At 41.6% G+C, this 13,989-nt stretch carries 20 protein-coding genes and 1 pseudogene; 19 read left to right on the forward strand and 2 right to left on the reverse strand.

What is annotated here, in order from left to right; translation table 11 throughout:
* Positions 1-18: 18 nt before the first annotated feature.
* From PYW33_RS08160 to PYW33_RS08225, 14 genes are all read left to right on the forward strand, one after another.
* Positions 19-699, forward strand: coding sequence for an XRE family transcriptional regulator (locus PYW33_RS08160; RefSeq protein WP_004646826.1), 681 nt, complete (start codon positions 19-21; stop codon positions 697-699).
* A gap of 21 nt (positions 700-720) precedes the next feature.
* Positions 721-936 carry a hypothetical protein gene (locus tag PYW33_RS08165; RefSeq protein WP_004646824.1) on the forward strand — a complete coding sequence of 72 codons (216 nt, stop codon included), beginning with the start codon at positions 721-723 and terminating at the stop codon, positions 934-936.
* Between the two features lie 2 nt (positions 937-938).
* Positions 939-1,127 carry a hypothetical protein gene (locus tag PYW33_RS08170; protein ID WP_004646823.1) on the forward strand — a complete coding sequence of 63 codons (189 nt, stop codon included), beginning with the start codon at positions 939-941 and terminating at the stop codon, positions 1,125-1,127.
* A gap of 40 nt (positions 1,128-1,167) precedes the next feature.
* Positions 1,168-1,617, forward strand: a complete 450-nt coding sequence (locus PYW33_RS08175; protein ID WP_004646822.1) for a hypothetical protein — start codon at positions 1,168-1,170, stop codon at positions 1,615-1,617.
* A 230-nt stretch (positions 1,618-1,847) separates the two neighbouring features.
* Positions 1,848-2,099 (forward strand): hypothetical protein, encoded by a 252-nt coding sequence (locus PYW33_RS08180; protein WP_026055787.1) that lies wholly within the window; start codon positions 1,848-1,850, stop codon positions 2,097-2,099.
* The gene (locus PYW33_RS08185) at positions 2,096-2,482 is read left to right on the forward strand and encodes a hypothetical protein (RefSeq protein WP_004646820.1); all 387 of its coding nucleotides are present in this window, start codon (positions 2,096-2,098) and stop codon (positions 2,480-2,482) included. The genes PYW33_RS08180 and PYW33_RS08185 overlap by 4 nt, the downstream gene beginning before the upstream one ends.
* Positions 2,483-2,507: 25 nt before the next feature.
* Positions 2,508-3,587: an ATP-binding protein gene (locus tag PYW33_RS08190; RefSeq protein WP_004646819.1), complete on the forward strand. Its 1,080-nt coding sequence runs from the start codon at positions 2,508-2,510 to the stop codon at positions 3,585-3,587.
* Between the two features lie 9 nt (positions 3,588-3,596).
* A complete protein-coding gene (locus PYW33_RS08195; RefSeq protein WP_004646818.1) occupies positions 3,597-3,929 on the forward strand; it encodes a hypothetical protein in 333 nt (110 codons plus the stop codon).
* 13 nt (positions 3,930-3,942) lie between these two features.
* Entirely contained in the window at positions 3,943-4,167 is a 225-nt protein-coding gene (locus tag PYW33_RS08200; protein WP_004646816.1) for a helix-turn-helix domain-containing protein, read from the forward strand.
* 23 nt (positions 4,168-4,190) lie between these two features.
* Positions 4,191-5,087 carry a hypothetical protein gene (locus PYW33_RS08205; protein ID WP_004646815.1) on the forward strand — a complete coding sequence of 299 codons (897 nt, stop codon included), beginning with the start codon at positions 4,191-4,193 and terminating at the stop codon, positions 5,085-5,087.
* Positions 5,088-5,313: 226 nt separating this feature from the next.
* A complete protein-coding gene (locus tag PYW33_RS08210; RefSeq protein WP_004646814.1) occupies positions 5,314-5,559 on the forward strand; it encodes a hypothetical protein in 246 nt (81 codons plus the stop codon).
* Positions 5,552-5,908 (forward strand): hypothetical protein, encoded by a 357-nt coding sequence (locus PYW33_RS08215; RefSeq protein WP_004646813.1) that lies wholly within the window; start codon positions 5,552-5,554, stop codon positions 5,906-5,908. Before PYW33_RS08210 ends, PYW33_RS08215 begins: the two co-directional genes overlap by 8 nt.
* Positions 5,905-6,060: a hypothetical protein gene (locus PYW33_RS08220; RefSeq protein ID WP_004646812.1), complete on the forward strand. Its 156-nt coding sequence runs from the start codon at positions 5,905-5,907 to the stop codon at positions 6,058-6,060. The genes PYW33_RS08215 and PYW33_RS08220 overlap by 4 nt, the downstream gene beginning before the upstream one ends.
* A gap of 128 nt (positions 6,061-6,188) precedes the next feature.
* On the forward strand, positions 6,189-6,407 hold the full coding sequence (locus PYW33_RS08225; protein ID WP_227499332.1) for a hypothetical protein: 219 nt from the start codon (positions 6,189-6,191) through the stop codon (positions 6,405-6,407).
* 93 nt (positions 6,408-6,500) lie between these two features.
* On the opposite strand, the gene ybaK is transcribed toward PYW33_RS08225, so the two are convergent.
* Positions 6,501-6,968 carry a Cys-tRNA(Pro) deacylase gene (gene ybaK / locus PYW33_RS08230; RefSeq protein ID WP_004646809.1) on the reverse strand — a complete coding sequence of 156 codons (468 nt, stop codon included), beginning with the start codon at positions 6,966-6,968 and terminating at the stop codon, positions 6,501-6,503.
* A gap of 959 nt (positions 6,969-7,927) precedes the next feature.
* Here ybaK and aroQ point away from each other — a divergent pair.
* From aroQ to accC, 3 genes are read left to right on the forward strand one after another with little or no spacing between them, the layout of a single operon-like run.
* The gene (gene aroQ / locus PYW33_RS08235) at positions 7,928-8,383 is read left to right on the forward strand and encodes a type II 3-dehydroquinate dehydratase (RefSeq protein WP_004280201.1); all 456 of its coding nucleotides are present in this window, start codon (positions 7,928-7,930) and stop codon (positions 8,381-8,383) included.
* 16 nt (positions 8,384-8,399) lie between these two features.
* Positions 8,400-8,816 (forward strand): acetyl-CoA carboxylase biotin carboxyl carrier protein, encoded by a 417-nt coding sequence (gene accB, locus PYW33_RS08240; RefSeq protein ID WP_004280199.1) that lies wholly within the window; start codon positions 8,400-8,402, stop codon positions 8,814-8,816.
* 18 nt (positions 8,817-8,834) lie between these two features.
* Complete coding sequence (accC, locus tag PYW33_RS08245) at positions 8,835-10,199, forward strand: acetyl-CoA carboxylase biotin carboxylase subunit (protein WP_004646808.1); 1,365 nt, start codon at positions 8,835-8,837, stop codon at positions 10,197-10,199.
* Positions 10,200-10,254: 55 nt separating this feature from the next.
* Here the strand turns inward: accC and PYW33_RS08250 are convergent, their stop codons facing one another.
* Complete coding sequence (locus PYW33_RS08250) at positions 10,255-10,698, reverse strand: hypothetical protein (protein WP_004646807.1); 444 nt, start codon at positions 10,696-10,698, stop codon at positions 10,255-10,257.
* 314 nt (positions 10,699-11,012) lie between these two features.
* Between PYW33_RS08250 and PYW33_RS08255 the strand changes: the two are divergent.
* Together PYW33_RS08255 and PYW33_RS08260 are read left to right on the forward strand one after the other, a co-directional pair.
* Positions 11,013-12,442, forward strand: a pseudogene (locus tag PYW33_RS08255) (sensor domain-containing diguanylate cyclase).
* 46 nt (positions 12,443-12,488) lie between these two features.
* Positions 12,489-13,979 carry an amidase gene (locus PYW33_RS08260; RefSeq protein ID WP_004646804.1) on the forward strand — a complete coding sequence of 497 codons (1,491 nt, stop codon included), beginning with the start codon at positions 12,489-12,491 and terminating at the stop codon, positions 13,977-13,979.
* Positions 13,980-13,989 lie beyond the last annotated feature (10 nt).

A 13,989-nucleotide genomic window follows, 5' to 3' on the forward strand; every position in this document is an offset into this window, starting at 1 on the left:
ATAAGTGAGATTTTTCCCATGTACCAATCTGTATCAGACCGAATTCAACAACGCATGGCGGAGCTTGACCTTTCACAAGCAGATTTAATGCGGTCAACTGGTGCTGCCCGAGGAACGGTTTCCGGCTGGGTCAATGGTAGTAACAACCCTAGTGCAAAACATATTGAGGCCTTATCTAAAGCCTTGAAGACAACATCTCACTGGCTTTTAACCGGTGAAATTTCTGGTTCTTTTCACACAGATCAAATATTGGAGACAGTGGTTGCTAATGACGAGATTCGTGATCACTTTGTTTGGATAGAGGTAGTTGAGGCGAATTTTTCATGTGGTGAGGGCGAATCTATTGAATTTCACTTTGATGCTATAAACGGAAAAATTCCCTTCCCACCTTCTTTTTTAAAAGATAAAAATGTCACAGAACAAACCATGAAAATTATAAAAGCCAAAGGTGACAGCATGGCCGACTTTATTAAAGATGGTGATTTGGTGGGTATCAATCTATCTCAAACAAATATTATTGATGGTGAAATTTATGCTGTTTATCTTGCTGGAGAAGGAATGATTAAACAGATATTTAAAGAAGCTGATGGTTCTTTGATTCTCCATAGTCTTAATGAAAAGTATCGAGATAAAGTAGTCACAGAAGAAAATGGCAAAAATTTCAAAGTAATGGGACGTCAAATTTGGCGTGCAGGTTAATTCAGCCAATAAGGAAATAAAATGGACAATACAAAACTACCCATCAATCAGATTATTACCAGAATAAATGATGCTGCTGCCAATGATGAGGCAATGGCTCTTACTTCTGAAGAAGTAAAAATTCTTTCAAAAGGGATTGGTGACAAATTCTTTATCCCTGTATACACCAATGAACAAATTGTTCAGTTGGTAAAAGAAGGGAAACTGGGGCAGAAAATAGTTAATACCAAGGATTAAATATGTCTACAGTCCAATTAATGAATCAAATCATTGAAAAGTTGAATAGAGCGGCTGATCTCAATCAAGAGCTTACTCTTTCAAAAGAAGAAGTTATTGAATTGCGTGAAGAGCTTGGTGACAGTGTATATATACCTGTCCTAAGCATGGAGGAAATGGCTCAATTTAGCAAAGATCAGAAAACCAAATAGATAGTACAAATAAATATCATTGAGAAGCCATGAACCCGACATGGCCATTTTGGATCGGGGGGAGAATAAAGTGGGTGGATTTATTATTGGTGCCATAGTTGTACTTGCTCTATGGGCCTTTATCTCCATGAGGTCAAAAGCAAAATCTCACGAAGCATTTAATGCATTGGATGAAGCAGAAAATTGGTTTGCTAAGGAAGGTATTAATTCTTCGTCTGTAACTTTTAGCGCTTACAATGATCCTCGTTTATCAAAACATACAGGAGCTACTGTTCTAGTATGTATGGGTAAAAAAAGGAATGGTGAACGGGTTGGATTTGCTCTTGAAATTATAAAAGGAGTTGGCGTTGTGGATAGCGCTCATATTCAACCTGAAGGTATAGCTTCACACCATGTTAAAGCTGCACATATAGCAAAGATGAATGGCAAGACCCTTATTGCTACACTACAGGAAATGGCTTTAAAACATAGATTAAACCACGTTAGATAGCCAAAATATAAAGATACAATAACAACCAACCCACCCTTAGCGGTGGGTTTTCTTTTGCCTTCAGAATACAAAGTTCAAATAATTGAATATTTTTTACATTATTTATTGAACATATTATTGACATTTTAGTTCAATTAATTGAACATACACCACACAGCAAACAAAAAGCCCCAGCGTAGATGGCAACTACCTGGAGCGTGACCCACATACTACCTGTGAGTGAAATTATTATGAATAAAAACCCGATCCAAAGCAAGTTACCAGAGTTCGGCCAGTCAAGCATGACTTCTGAACGTTTGTTGCAACACCCTGCTCCAAAACCAAAGCAATCCATGATGAAAGAAGTCGCTTCAAATGTGGCTGCTTGGATGGTTGTGTTTTCGGTCTTTCTTGGTCTGGCAATTATGGTCCTTCATGCGGCAGACAAAGAAGCTGCGTATCAAGCCGAAGCAATCGCCAAAGCTGTTGGAGAAGCGAAATGAAATTTGCAGAACACATCGACAGCTTCCAGCAGGAAGATCCGAATTTTCTAACCTACCACTGTGAACGCTACCGTGTAGGTACAGATCACCCAGTGACTTATGTGCTTAAGCGCAAAAGCAGTGTAAATGCCCATAAAGCGGGAAACATCGCAGGTTTTGAAGTTCATAAACAGGCAATTGACGGCAGCATGATGCTGATAGAACTGGTTGATCAAAAAGAATGGCTGATCAAGGCATTGAACCAGGCTAGACAACCAATCGTAAATGCGCAGTCACGTAAAAAACGTGAGATACGCAGCCATGCACATCAAGTGCGTGTGAACTCAGGTTTTTATAGCTCGGATGAATACCGTGACTGGTCACGTCGTTCACGCGCTCATTAATTTTTGGTTTTTTGAGGGAAAAATCATGACAAACGTATTTTTTAAACCGGCTCAACGTAAAAATGCAAAGTTACGCTTAGCTGTTTCTGGTCCTACTGGTGCAGGTAAAACCTATGGCGCTTTAATGCTGGCCAAAGGTATCGGTGGTCGTATTGCAGTTGCAGACACTGAAAACAGTAGTGCTGAACTGTATGAAGATATTGTTGCATTTGAACATGCAAATTTACAGCCGCCTTATACACCTGAAAAATTCATTGATGCAATCAAGGCAGCTGAGGCAGCAGGTTTTGACACTTTAATCCTGGACAGCATTACACATGAGTGGTCGGGTGTCGGTGGCTGTCTGGAAATTGTAGATAAGTTGGGTAGCACAACATTCCGCGGTAACAGCTGGGGTGCCTGGAGCGAAGTAACTCCACGTCACCGTAAATTTATCGATGCAATGTTGCAGTCCAGCATCAATATCATTGTGACCCTGCGCTCAAAAATGGAAACAGTTCAAACCAACAATGGCGGCAAGAAGAAAGTTGAAAAAGTGGGCATGAAGGCCGAACAGCGTGAAGGTATCGAATACGAGTTCACCACAGTTCTGGATCTTACCCATGAAAACTTAGCCATTGCCACTAAAGACCGGACACGTTTATTCATTGAACCAAGACCCCTGACTGAGGCGGATGGTATCGCACTAAAACGGTGGCTGAATTCTGGTTCTGCTGATGCATGTATCGACGGTAATCAGTTTTTAGAACTTCAATATCTCATGCAACAGGCAGGCATTGATATTGAGAAGTACTGCGCCAAACGTGGATTGAACAGTCTGCATGACGTTCAGCAACAAAAATTTGAAGAAACCTGTGAAGGTATCCGGGGAATCATTGCCCAGAAGTCTAGTCAAGCCGCTGCACAACAGCAAAGCACACAAGGCACACCTATAGATGACTTGAAAAGTCGTTTCAATGAGGCACTGAAAACATTACCTCAGGTTGAAGACATTCATGTTTTAAGTGGTGCTCTAGAAACTTTCCGAAACTCTGAATTTTATCCAACGATCCTAAAAACATGTAAAGCACGTGCGGATCAACTGGGCTACGAATTCACTGGCTGAGAACAAACAATGCAAGACGTACAAATTGAACAAAAAGGTATGACCTACTTCAATCATTTACCAGATCCCACCAAGCCGGTGGGGTCGATTGACCTGACCATGAGAAAGGCATTCTTTGCATTCTTACTCAATGATCAGTACCGCATTTTAAGCGTCTGTAAAAAGAAAAATATGGTGACTCTGGTACACCCTACCCGTGGCCAAGTCACGATCACTTCTTCAGAGCACCTCAATGCGGAAGGGAAAAAGCGTTACCAGGTATTTTTTAAAGTTTATTTCAAACAAGGCTCGGCCTTTATCAAAAAATTGAATTCACAGATTCGCGTCATTCAAACGTCTTAAGGGGAAATACAGCATGGTTGAGAAAAATTTATTGACGATCAGCAAGGAAGAACTTGAGCACATCGTTGAAATCAGTAAAGGGGATGCATTCCGCGCTGCAGTTGAACAACTGGAAGTACATTTGCTGCAAATAGCAATTGTTAAGTGCCGGGGGAATCAAACGCTTACAGCAGAGACTCTAGGTTTGAACCGGGGAACACTGCGTAAAAAATTAAAACATCACGGCATGATGCACTAATTTTACTATTCGGGACTTTGCTCATGACAAATATTAAAGATCTTAACAGCTTAAAAATGGATAAAAACCTAGGCAAGGTGGTCGACACATTGGCCAATGATCCGTTTGGTTTATCAGCTGCGCAAATTGCGAACAATTCTAAGATGTCGCTGAAAACAGTTAAAAACTGCCTTGCTGTGTTGTTGCAAGAGGAAAAAATTCACCTGGATGAGTTAGGTGTCTATCACACCACACAGACAACCGATCAAGTACATGCTGAGCCAGTAGTTCAAAAAGAAAATCTATTGGTGGTGAGTGCAAAGACTGGTGCTGTTCAGGAAGTAGTTAAAGACCAGACCAAAATTAATGACCCTACTCCTCCAGCACCTCAGGTCGTTGGTGTAGAAGGCTTCGATGCCAAAATCACACCTACCAATTTGCTTAACATTATTCCAGGAACACCTTTCAAGATAGAACAACCTCTACCTGAAACTCCTCAAGATGAAAGCAAACCTATTCGTGCACGGATTATTGAGTGTATTAAATCAGCAAGTCACGGTGCCAAGCCTGCAACAGTCGCTACTGCCTTAGGTCTTACTGCCCGTCAGGTGCGTAATTCTTGTTATTCACTTGAAAACCTTGGCTGCTTACGCTCAGAAAATTCAGGTGATGAACGTACATTTTTCTATGTAAAAGATATCCCTCGTGTACGTGCTGAACCCCGCATGAGTAAAGTCTCTACTTCTAAAAAGGAAAAAAATGCCAAGTCTCCATTCGATAACTGGGTCGAGCATCGTGTGGTTGAAACTAAAACCGTAAAGCTTACCGAAAACCAGCTGGAACAAGTGCTGAAGCATGTATTCAAAATGGACAATGTCACCTTCCTGACTCCACTGCCAGATCCATATGTGGTGGAACTCAAAATGGAGGTGGTTCGTTGAAGCACGGGACAATCTCTACATATACAAACCACGGGTGTCGCTGCGATGAATGTCGTGCAGCGAACACTAACTGGAAGAAGTTGTATGAATGCGGACTGGTTGAAAGAAGACAACGTAAACACGGCACGATGAGCATGTATAACACTGGCTGCCGGTGCCCTCAATGTATATCAGCATGCCGCGCTTATGCCCGTGCTCGGTATCAAAAATTAAAACAGGTAGCGTGATGGAAATTAAGAGAGAGCGGTGTGTAAATACTGGCAACTGGATCCAGATGTGTGATGTCTTAAGCGAAGTCACTCGCAATGAATATGGTGATATCCAAGCACAGCGCATGAGCCACCGTGAAATAAATTCAGCCAGACTTCAAATTGTTGCAGGTCGGTTTAAGAAGAACCGTGTGGTTTTGAATCACTGCCCTTTCTGTGGTGTTGATATTCACACTGAGCATAAGGAGCCAGCCAATGACTGAAGTTCAAAAATCTATGCACTGGCTACTTAATGCGAATACAGGCATGTCGAGTAAGTGTCTGATGGCAACACTGCTTAATAATGGTCCAGTGGCGGGCAAAGCATGGGAAACCAATTTCCACCCACATGATCCGGCCGACTTTGAGCGCTGCGTAGGATTACTTAATGCAGTACCGGAATTTCGTGAACGTCTTGGCCAAATGAAAACAGTCTCTAAACATTGGGCTGTTCTGGTTGATCACTGGGATGAAATTGAGACTCTATTGAATGAAGAAGTTAAACAGCGTTTTGCCCCTAAAACTTACGATCTGATGAAGTCGTTATTTAAAAGTATTGAGGTGACTGAGTGAGCATTCAAATTGTTCAACCTACACCATACGATGATGCCCAATTTCTGTGGTGTACTACCTGGTGTGAGAAAAAAGGTTTAAATCCATATGATGCGGATCATTGGGCAGCTGCTAAAGCGGAATATCTAAAGACTCAAGGAGGACAACAGTGACTGAATACTGTTTCATCTGTAAAAAGTTCACGGTTCATTGTGACGTGTTTTGTTCAATTTGTGGATTCAAGTGAGGTGTTATGAAAACTAATACTGAATATGAGTTGCTCCAGGCAATACATAGCGAGATGCAGGAACTTAGAAAAGCACTTAAGGCGAGTAGTGAACGCCGGATTGGTCGAATTGAGTTTGCTAAATTGCTTAATATCGAACCTGAAACACTGGATTCCAGAATTCGAGACGGTCGCTACATGAAACCGCATAAGGATGGAAGAAAGAGTTTCTGGTTAAGTTCCTATGTTCAATCTGTCATTCTTGATATAGAGTTAAAAGATAAAGTCGCCTAGAGCGACTTTATCTTTTTTAGGCGTTTCATTTTGTGAGTATCATTGTGAGTAACTCTTAGAACTAAGAGCAAAATATCAAGTTTTAAAACTTAATTATTCATCCACAATATCGGCAAATTCTGCACCTAAAATTCGCGCTAAATCTTGCGGATTTAACCCGATATCCAGACCCCTTTTTCCACCACTTACATACATCTTTTCAAGCTGGCTTGCACTACTACAAATAACTGTTTTTAAACGTTTCTTTTGTCCCAATGGGCTGATTCCACCCACCAGATATCCGGTTAATCGTTCTGCCTGTTTAGGATCTGCCATCTGCAATTTTTTACAACCGAATGCAGCAGCTACTTTTTTAAGATTAAGCTGATGATGAACAGGTAATACTGCCACAAAATATTGCTTTTCATCCGTGACTAATAAAGTTTTAAAGACTTCTTCCACCGAAAGCCCCAATTTCTCAGCAGCTTCTAACCCGAAACTTTTGGCATTGGCATCATGTTCATATTCATGAATGCTGTATTCGATTTTATTGGCTTTTAATAGTTTGCATGCAGGTGTCATAGAAAGTCTTGTTTGAGAGGTATCGCATGATTATATAAAGATTAGCTCAAGAAGTTAATGTAGATGAGGCAACTACAGAGCAAATTTTGCTTTAAGTCCGTATTCCGCTTCAATCAGACCTATTTGGTTCAATCTTTACGCTCTTCAATACTTTTAAACTCTTCTGCAAAGATGATGACGAGCAAAATATCAACAAATGTATGTGTTTTTGCCACTGTCTATGCGTTAGGTGAATCATATCTTTACTGCGTAGAAGACTTGAAGATGAACACATTCGTCACCTCACAGATCTATACACACGAAGCATATAAGTCGAGCGTTTTATCTTAAACCTGCTGAGATTCAACCCTTATATCTAGAAGATGAAGTACATTTTTGCACAGCACTTATCATGGATGCTTGAAGTTAAAGTAATGTAATTAATTCCAATCTATTGGAAGAATAGACCTAGGAAAATCCAAGGACAATAAGAGAAAATATCATTAACATATTGTCTTATCTTATATTTTTAAATTTTCATCACGTTTTAAGAAGCGGTCGATAGCTTATATATAAAGAGGATAATCAGCACAACTCTAAAGTCAGAATGTAAAGAGTTTTCTATGCTCTAGAAGTCGAACATTGCGGTAAAATCAGCCAGACAACTCTTGCTCAAAACTAAAAATATCACTAAAAGGAAGAATTTAGCGTTAACATGAAGATACAGTTACATAAAGGATATTAACTGTTTTTGCCAATTGGGTTTACAATGAAAATAATCTGAATACCCAGCGAATTGTAATTTTTTAACATTGCCAAATCTCTGCAAAGTTTTCATTATAGCGCCACTGTTTGCTATATGCTTTCTACGTTAATTCAAAGAAATTATAAATAGTAATGTAGAAAATCATGCAATAATAAGCAGAGTTTGCAGACATCTTGCAAACAAACCCCGATACTTTTTAATTGGAGCATGCTGGATGAGTTCGACCATTTTGGTTATTCATGGACCGAATTTAAACTTGCTTGGGAAGCGCGAACCGGAAGTTTATGGTCACCTTAGTCTTGACGATATTAACCAGCAACTGATTACTCAGGCTCAAAAGGCCACATTACAACTCGAAACGTTCCAAAGCAACTGGGAAGGTGCCATTGTTGACCGAATTCATCAAGCTCAGCAAGACGGCGTTCAATATATAATTATTAATCCGGCAGCATTGACTCATACCTCTGTTGCGGTTCGCGATGCCCTTCTTGGCGTTGCCATTCCTTTCATTGAAGTCCATCTGTCTAATGTGCATGCACGTGAGGCATTCCGACATCATTCGTACTTGTCCGATAAAGCCATCGGCGTGATTTGTGGTCTAGGTGCAAAAGGCTATGCTGCTGCCCTCGACTATATCATTGAAAAAATACAACCTTCTACACAATCTTAATTAGGAATACTGTCTCATGGATATCCGTAAAATCAAGAAACTCATCGACTTGATGATTGAATCTGACTTACAGGCGATCGAAGTTAAAGAAGGCGATCAGTCGATTGCATTAACTCGTCGTAATCCAGTGGTTGCAGCAGCTGTTCCTGCTATGCCTGCACCAGCAGCCGAAGCGCCAGCAGTAAAATCTCCTCGTGGCGCAGTTGAAACTTCACCAATGGTCGGCGTGTTCTATGCAGCACCAAGCCCAGGTGAACCGACATTTGTTAAAGTTGGCCAGACCGTTTCTGCAGGCGATACGCTGGGTATTATCGAGGCAATGAAAATCATGAACCCGATTGAAGCTACTCAAAGCGGTGTGATTGAAGAAATTCTGGTGAAAAATGGTGAAGTGATTCAATTCGGTCAACCACTTTTCCGCTACCGCGCTTAATCACCCCGGGGATTTATAATGTTGCAAAAAGTTTTAATTGCAAACCGTGGTGAAATTGCGTTACGCATCACCCGTGCTTGCAGAACTTTAGGGATCAAAACTGTAGGTGTCTATTCTGACGCAGACAAGGACCTGATGCATTTACGTTTCTGTGATGAAGCAGTGTGTATCGGCCCTGGTGCGAGCAGTGACAGCTACCTGAATATTCCTGCGATTATTACAGCTGCTGAAATTACCGGCGCAGATGCAATCCATCCTGGTTATGGATTCCTCGCTGAAAATGCAGAATTTGCAGAAATCGTGGAAAATTCTGGTTTTATCTTTATTGGTCCACGTCCGGAACATATTCGTTTAATGGGGAACAAGGTTTCTGCCATTATTGCCATGAAAAAAGCTGGTGTACCAACAGTACCAGGCTGCGACCATGCCGTAACGATTCACAATGCCATGGCTGAAGCGAAAGAGATCGGTTTTCCACTGATTGTAAAAGCTGCTTCTGGTGGTGGTGGTCGTGGTATGCGTATCGTAGAAAATGTCGATACCCTGCTTGAATCTGTTCAGGCTGCACAGCGTGATGCGGAAATGTGGTTTGGTGATGATACGGTGTATATGGAACGTTTCCTGCAAAAGCCACGTCATGTCGAAGTGCAAGTACTGGCTGATGGTAATGGCCATGCGATTCATCTGTATGATCGTGATTGTTCACTACAGCGTCGCCATCAAAAAGTACTGGAAGAAGCGCCAGCACCGAACTTACCAGAGCAAGCACGTGCTGATATTCTAGAAGCCTGTGTCAATGCCTGTAAATTGATGCAATATCGTGGTGCAGGTACATTCGAATTCCTGTTTGAAGATGATGAGTTCTTCTTCATTGAAATGAATACGCGTGTTCAGGTTGAACATCCGGTAACTGAAATGGTAACGGGTATCGATATTATCGAACAGCAATTGCGTATTGCTGGCGGCTTAGGTCTCGATATTCAGCAAGAAGACGTCAAAGTTTTAGGACATGCGATTGAATGCCGTATTAACGCAGAAGATCCATCGACCTTCCTGCCTTCACCAGGCAAGATTGACAACTTCTATGCACCAGGCGGCGCAGGTATCCGTTTAGATTCGCATGTTTATCCAGGCTACAGCATTCCACCGTATTATGATTCGATGATTGCCAAACTGATTTCGCATGGTAAGGATCGTGAGACATCTATTTCTCGAATGAGAAATGCTTTGGAAGAAATGATTTTGACTGGCGTTAAAACCAATATTCCTTTGCATAAAGATTTAATCCTTCAGGATAAAAACTTCTGCAAACAGGCAATGGATATTCATTACCTAGAGAAGCATTTGTTAAAGCAGCTTGAAGGTGCTGAAGACAAAGCTTAAATCAAAGCTCATAAAAAAACCGCTGTCATTCAGCGGTTTTTTTATGGTTTGCAATTTAAGGCAATACGCGTCTGAGCACAGCAAAACATTGTTCGGCTTTTTCATTGGCGCAGAAGTTAATGGTATAAGGGTTTTGCCATTTCACAAAATATTGCGAAATTTCACCAGACTGATCCACCTGATTGCCTGAACAGTCTTTTTCATTATTGTCATATTTTACTTGCAGAATCAGCGCTGGAATCTGCTTCGAAGGATCCTGTGCCGGCTGATAGTCATATAGCCCCGACGTCCACTCATCGCCACTTTTAATCACCACATTATTATTGCCTTTAAAATTATAATATTCGATACATTTTTTATTATTCGGGATTTCCATTCCCCACAATCCGACAATTTCCGGACGGGTTTTCACAGTAAATGTATTTGGGATTTCAGCAGCTTTAGCAGGAGCATTCGCTGGTTTTTTATTTTCTGTCGCCATTAGCCAAGGTGAGCTCATGAGTAAGATAAGGCTAAGACATATTTTTTTCATATTTACCGGCATCTTGTTAACAATTGATTCTAAATTATCATATTTTTTGGGATCGTGTCCCGCTCTAACGCAATTTCAATACAGAGTCAGAAATTATTTATCACATTGTTTAAAAACATGGATTTCCTTTCTGACTGTTTTTGTATATATTTCGTATATAAGAATCTTAATAGTTCGTATTAATAACAGCTTAATCAAACAATAAAATTATATTTTAGGTCAAACTTAGTTGCTGAACAAAGTGATCATTCACACTTAGAAATTTGAATAGGATTTTAAATTTGCAATTAGCTCGAATAACAGAACAACAATTAAATCATGAAACATATGCTTATTTTGTCATTGTTTTCGCTGTTTTAGTCTGTTGTTTTATTGGGATCGCAACCAGACCGATTGAGTACCTGGCCTTATTGTGGCCGGCCAATGCTGCCTTGTTAGCCCTGTTCTTACGCTTTCCACATTTAAATAATGTGGGAGGTTGGCTTGGTGCATTCAGTGCTTTTATGTTTGCAGATCTCGTCACCGGAAACAGCCTATTACAAAGCCTGTTTCTTACCCTGTCTAATCTGATCAGCACTATTGTCTCGATATTTTTTATTCGATATTTCAAGATTAATTACAAATACTATAATACTGGTTATACATTCGTTCATTTATTTGGCATCTTCGCTTTTGCCGGCTGTCTGGCCAGCGCTGCTTTTGCAGTTGCCACCCTGCCAAACTTACCCAATACATTCATGACCAAAGAAAACTTATGGATTGATTTTGGTCTATGGTGGACGGGCGAGATGGTCAATTATATCGTGGTATTACCTTTGCTTCTGGCCTTTCCCAGAATCAAGGATATGCAGTATCTGTTTAAAAACCGCCGTCAAAAGCGTCATCATTTCAGTTATTTTCTGCCCGCAGCTACAGTCGTACTCTGTGTCATCATCACCAATATTTTTTCAGGTCCGGGCACCCTGCTCTATCCTTTGGCTGCGCTGATCTGGGCCGCATTAACCTATCGCCTGTTTAGCATGACACTGATTAATGCGTTTGTGACTATTTTAACCTATTACAGCCTGACGCGGTTTTATGCCACAACGCATGACACCTTGGCAGATTCTACGATTTATATTTCGCTCCGGATCGGGCTGTTTATGCTGGCCTTATCGCCGCTTATTCTTTGTATTATTAGTCAAAACCGCAATGAGCTGTTTAAACGGGTTCTCTATCTGGCCAATCATGACAGTCTGACCCGCACCATGAACCGTCATTTTTTCTTTCAGAAAGGTGAATATTTACTGCAATATGCCAACAGAATGGAATTTTCGGTCATCATGCTGGATATTGATCATTTCAAACGTCTGAACGATGATTTTGGCCATCATGTCGGTGACAAGGTGCTGCAACATTTTGCGGAAATCATTCGCTGCAATTTACGTGCTGAAGATCTGTTTGCACGAATTGGTGGGGAAGAATTTGTGCTGTTACTCTGGAATACCGAACCATCAGAAGCACGTCTTATTGCAGAACGGATTCGTGATCTGGTGGAAAAAACCCCGATTTATCAATCAGATGGCTCGCCCTGTATATTACCGTGAGTGTGGGCATCACTCATCAAAATGAACCGCAGGCCCAAGACCTGCAAAACCTGATCAATATTGCAGATCAAGCCTTGTATCAGGCCAAACATCGTGGGCGAAATCAGGTGGTGCTTGCATCTTGAGCCTAAATGATCTACAACCTTGAAGCAGCAACACTAGGGAATGGCAATGAAATTTGAAGAATATCTGCAATATGACGGTTTAGGACTGGCTGATCTGGTCGCCAATAAACAAGTACATTCAAGTGAACTTTTATCTGCTGCACTAGAGCGTAGTTCAATTGCCAATCCCGAGCTAAATGCAATTATTATTCCGATGCATGAGCATGCATTGAAACGGAGCCAGCAAAATCTGTCCGGACCTTTTGCCGGTGTGCCTTTTCTGGTTAAAGACCTGTTTCAGGAATATGCCGGTTATCCAACTTCTTATGGTTGTCAGGGCTTAAAACGGATTGGTTATATCGCCGAGACCAATGCCGAGATTGTCAATCGCTGGGAAAAAGCCGGGATTGTGACTTTTGGACGTACCAATACTCCTGAATTTGGGATTAAAGGTATTACTGAACCAGATGCTTGGGGCAGCTGTAAAAATCCGTGGAATTTACAGCATAATAGCGGCGGCTCGTCCGGTGGTTCCGCTTCTGCCGTGGCTGCCGGAATTGTACCAATTGCGGGTGCTGGTGATGGTGGCGGCTCGATACGTATCCCCGCTTCCTATTGCGGCCTGTTTGGCCTGAAACCGAGTCGTGGCCGCACGCCTTGGGGACCACAAATGAGTGAAGCCATGCATGGCGCCGCGATTCAGCATGTACTGACCAAAACGGTACGGGATAGTGCTGCAATGCTGGATGCCACCCATGGTGAAGATCATAGTTCACTGTTTAAGATTCAGCGTCCACAGCATCATTATCTGGATGTGATTCAGCAACCGCCAAAAAAACTGAAAATTGCGTTTAGCACTTATTCTACGATTGGCACACCTGTTTCCCAGGATGCCATTAAAGCCATTGAAAAAACAGCCAAATTGCTAGAATCTTTGGGCCATGAGGTGGTCGAAGACCGTCCAGCCATTGATGGAATGCAACTGGCCAAGGATTTTATTACCACCTGGTTTAGCCAGTTTTCATTTATGCTGGATGAAATCCAGAAAGGCTATCCGTCCAAATCGAATGATTTTGAACTGGACTCTTTAGCGCTGGCGGCTTTTGGGGCCAAAACCAGCGCGATTGATTATATCCAGAACCTGAATAACTGGGGCCAGTACGTGACCCAGATGAATCATTTCTTTGATAATTATGATCTGTACCTGACGCCTGCAACGGCGACAGTGGCGCCAAAAAATGGTGAGGTCAAAACACCAAACTGGCAGAAACCGATTCTTAAAGCTTTATTGAAACTAAATAAAGCACATTTGCTGGCGCAAGGTAAACTGGTCGACCAGATTGTGAAAGAAAATCTAAAATGGGTGCCTTTTACCCAGTTGGCCAATATTACCGGACTCCCAGCGATGTCTGTACCACTGTACTGGAATGAACAAAACCTGCCGCTCGGTTCACAGTTTATTGCGCCGTTTGCCCGTGAGGATCTGCTATTACAACTGGCAGCCCAATTGGAACAGGCACAACCGTGGTTTGGGCAATACGCCAAAATCCGTATTTAATACTGAGATG

It is taken from the genome of Acinetobacter lwoffii (genome assembly GCF_029024105.1).
In the GTDB taxonomy this organism is placed as follows: domain Bacteria; phylum Pseudomonadota; class Gammaproteobacteria; order Pseudomonadales; family Moraxellaceae; genus Acinetobacter; species Acinetobacter lwoffii.

Coding starts and splice junctions, on each gene's coding strand:
- PYW33_RS08190 (WP_004646819.1), top strand. CDS start 2,508: ATGACAAACGTATTTTTTAAACCGGCTCAACGTAAAAATGCAAAGTTA.
- PYW33_RS08205 (WP_004646815.1), top strand. CDS start 4,191: ATGACAAATATTAAAGATCTTAACAGCTTAAAAATGGATAAAAACCTA.
- accB (WP_004280199.1), top strand. CDS start 8,400: ATGGATATCCGTAAAATCAAGAAACTCATCGACTTGATGATTGAATCT.
- PYW33_RS08160 (WP_004646826.1), top strand. CDS start 19: ATGTACCAATCTGTATCAGACCGAATTCAACAACGCATGGCGGAGCTT.
- PYW33_RS08250 (WP_004646807.1), bottom strand. CDS start 10,698: ATGAGCTCACCTTGGCTAATGGCGACAGAAAATAAAAAACCAGCGAAT.
- PYW33_RS08210 (WP_004646814.1), top strand. CDS start 5,314: ATGGAAATTAAGAGAGAGCGGTGTGTAAATACTGGCAACTGGATCCAG.
- PYW33_RS08175 (WP_004646822.1), top strand. CDS start 1,168: ATGGCCATTTTGGATCGGGGGGAGAATAAAGTGGGTGGATTTATTATT.
- PYW33_RS08180 (WP_026055787.1), top strand. CDS start 1,848: ATGAATAAAAACCCGATCCAAAGCAAGTTACCAGAGTTCGGCCAGTCA.
- PYW33_RS08195 (WP_004646818.1), top strand. CDS start 3,597: ATGCAAGACGTACAAATTGAACAAAAAGGTATGACCTACTTCAATCAT.
- PYW33_RS08260 (WP_004646804.1), top strand. CDS start 12,489: ATGAAATTTGAAGAATATCTGCAATATGACGGTTTAGGACTGGCTGAT.
- accC (WP_004646808.1), top strand. CDS start 8,835: ATGTTGCAAAAAGTTTTAATTGCAAACCGTGGTGAAATTGCGTTACGC.
- PYW33_RS08165 (WP_004646824.1), top strand. CDS start 721: ATGGACAATACAAAACTACCCATCAATCAGATTATTACCAGAATAAAT.
- aroQ (WP_004280201.1), top strand. CDS start 7,928: ATGAGTTCGACCATTTTGGTTATTCATGGACCGAATTTAAACTTGCTT.
- PYW33_RS08225 (WP_227499332.1), top strand. CDS start 6,189: ATGCAGGAACTTAGAAAAGCACTTAAGGCGAGTAGTGAACGCCGGATT.
- ybaK (WP_004646809.1), bottom strand. CDS start 6,968: ATGACACCTGCATGCAAACTATTAAAAGCCAATAAAATCGAATACAGC.
- PYW33_RS08215 (WP_004646813.1), top strand. CDS start 5,552: ATGACTGAAGTTCAAAAATCTATGCACTGGCTACTTAATGCGAATACA.
- PYW33_RS08185 (WP_004646820.1), top strand. CDS start 2,096: ATGAAATTTGCAGAACACATCGACAGCTTCCAGCAGGAAGATCCGAAT.
- PYW33_RS08200 (WP_004646816.1), top strand. CDS start 3,943: ATGGTTGAGAAAAATTTATTGACGATCAGCAAGGAAGAACTTGAGCAC.
- PYW33_RS08170 (WP_004646823.1), top strand. CDS start 939: ATGTCTACAGTCCAATTAATGAATCAAATCATTGAAAAGTTGAATAGA.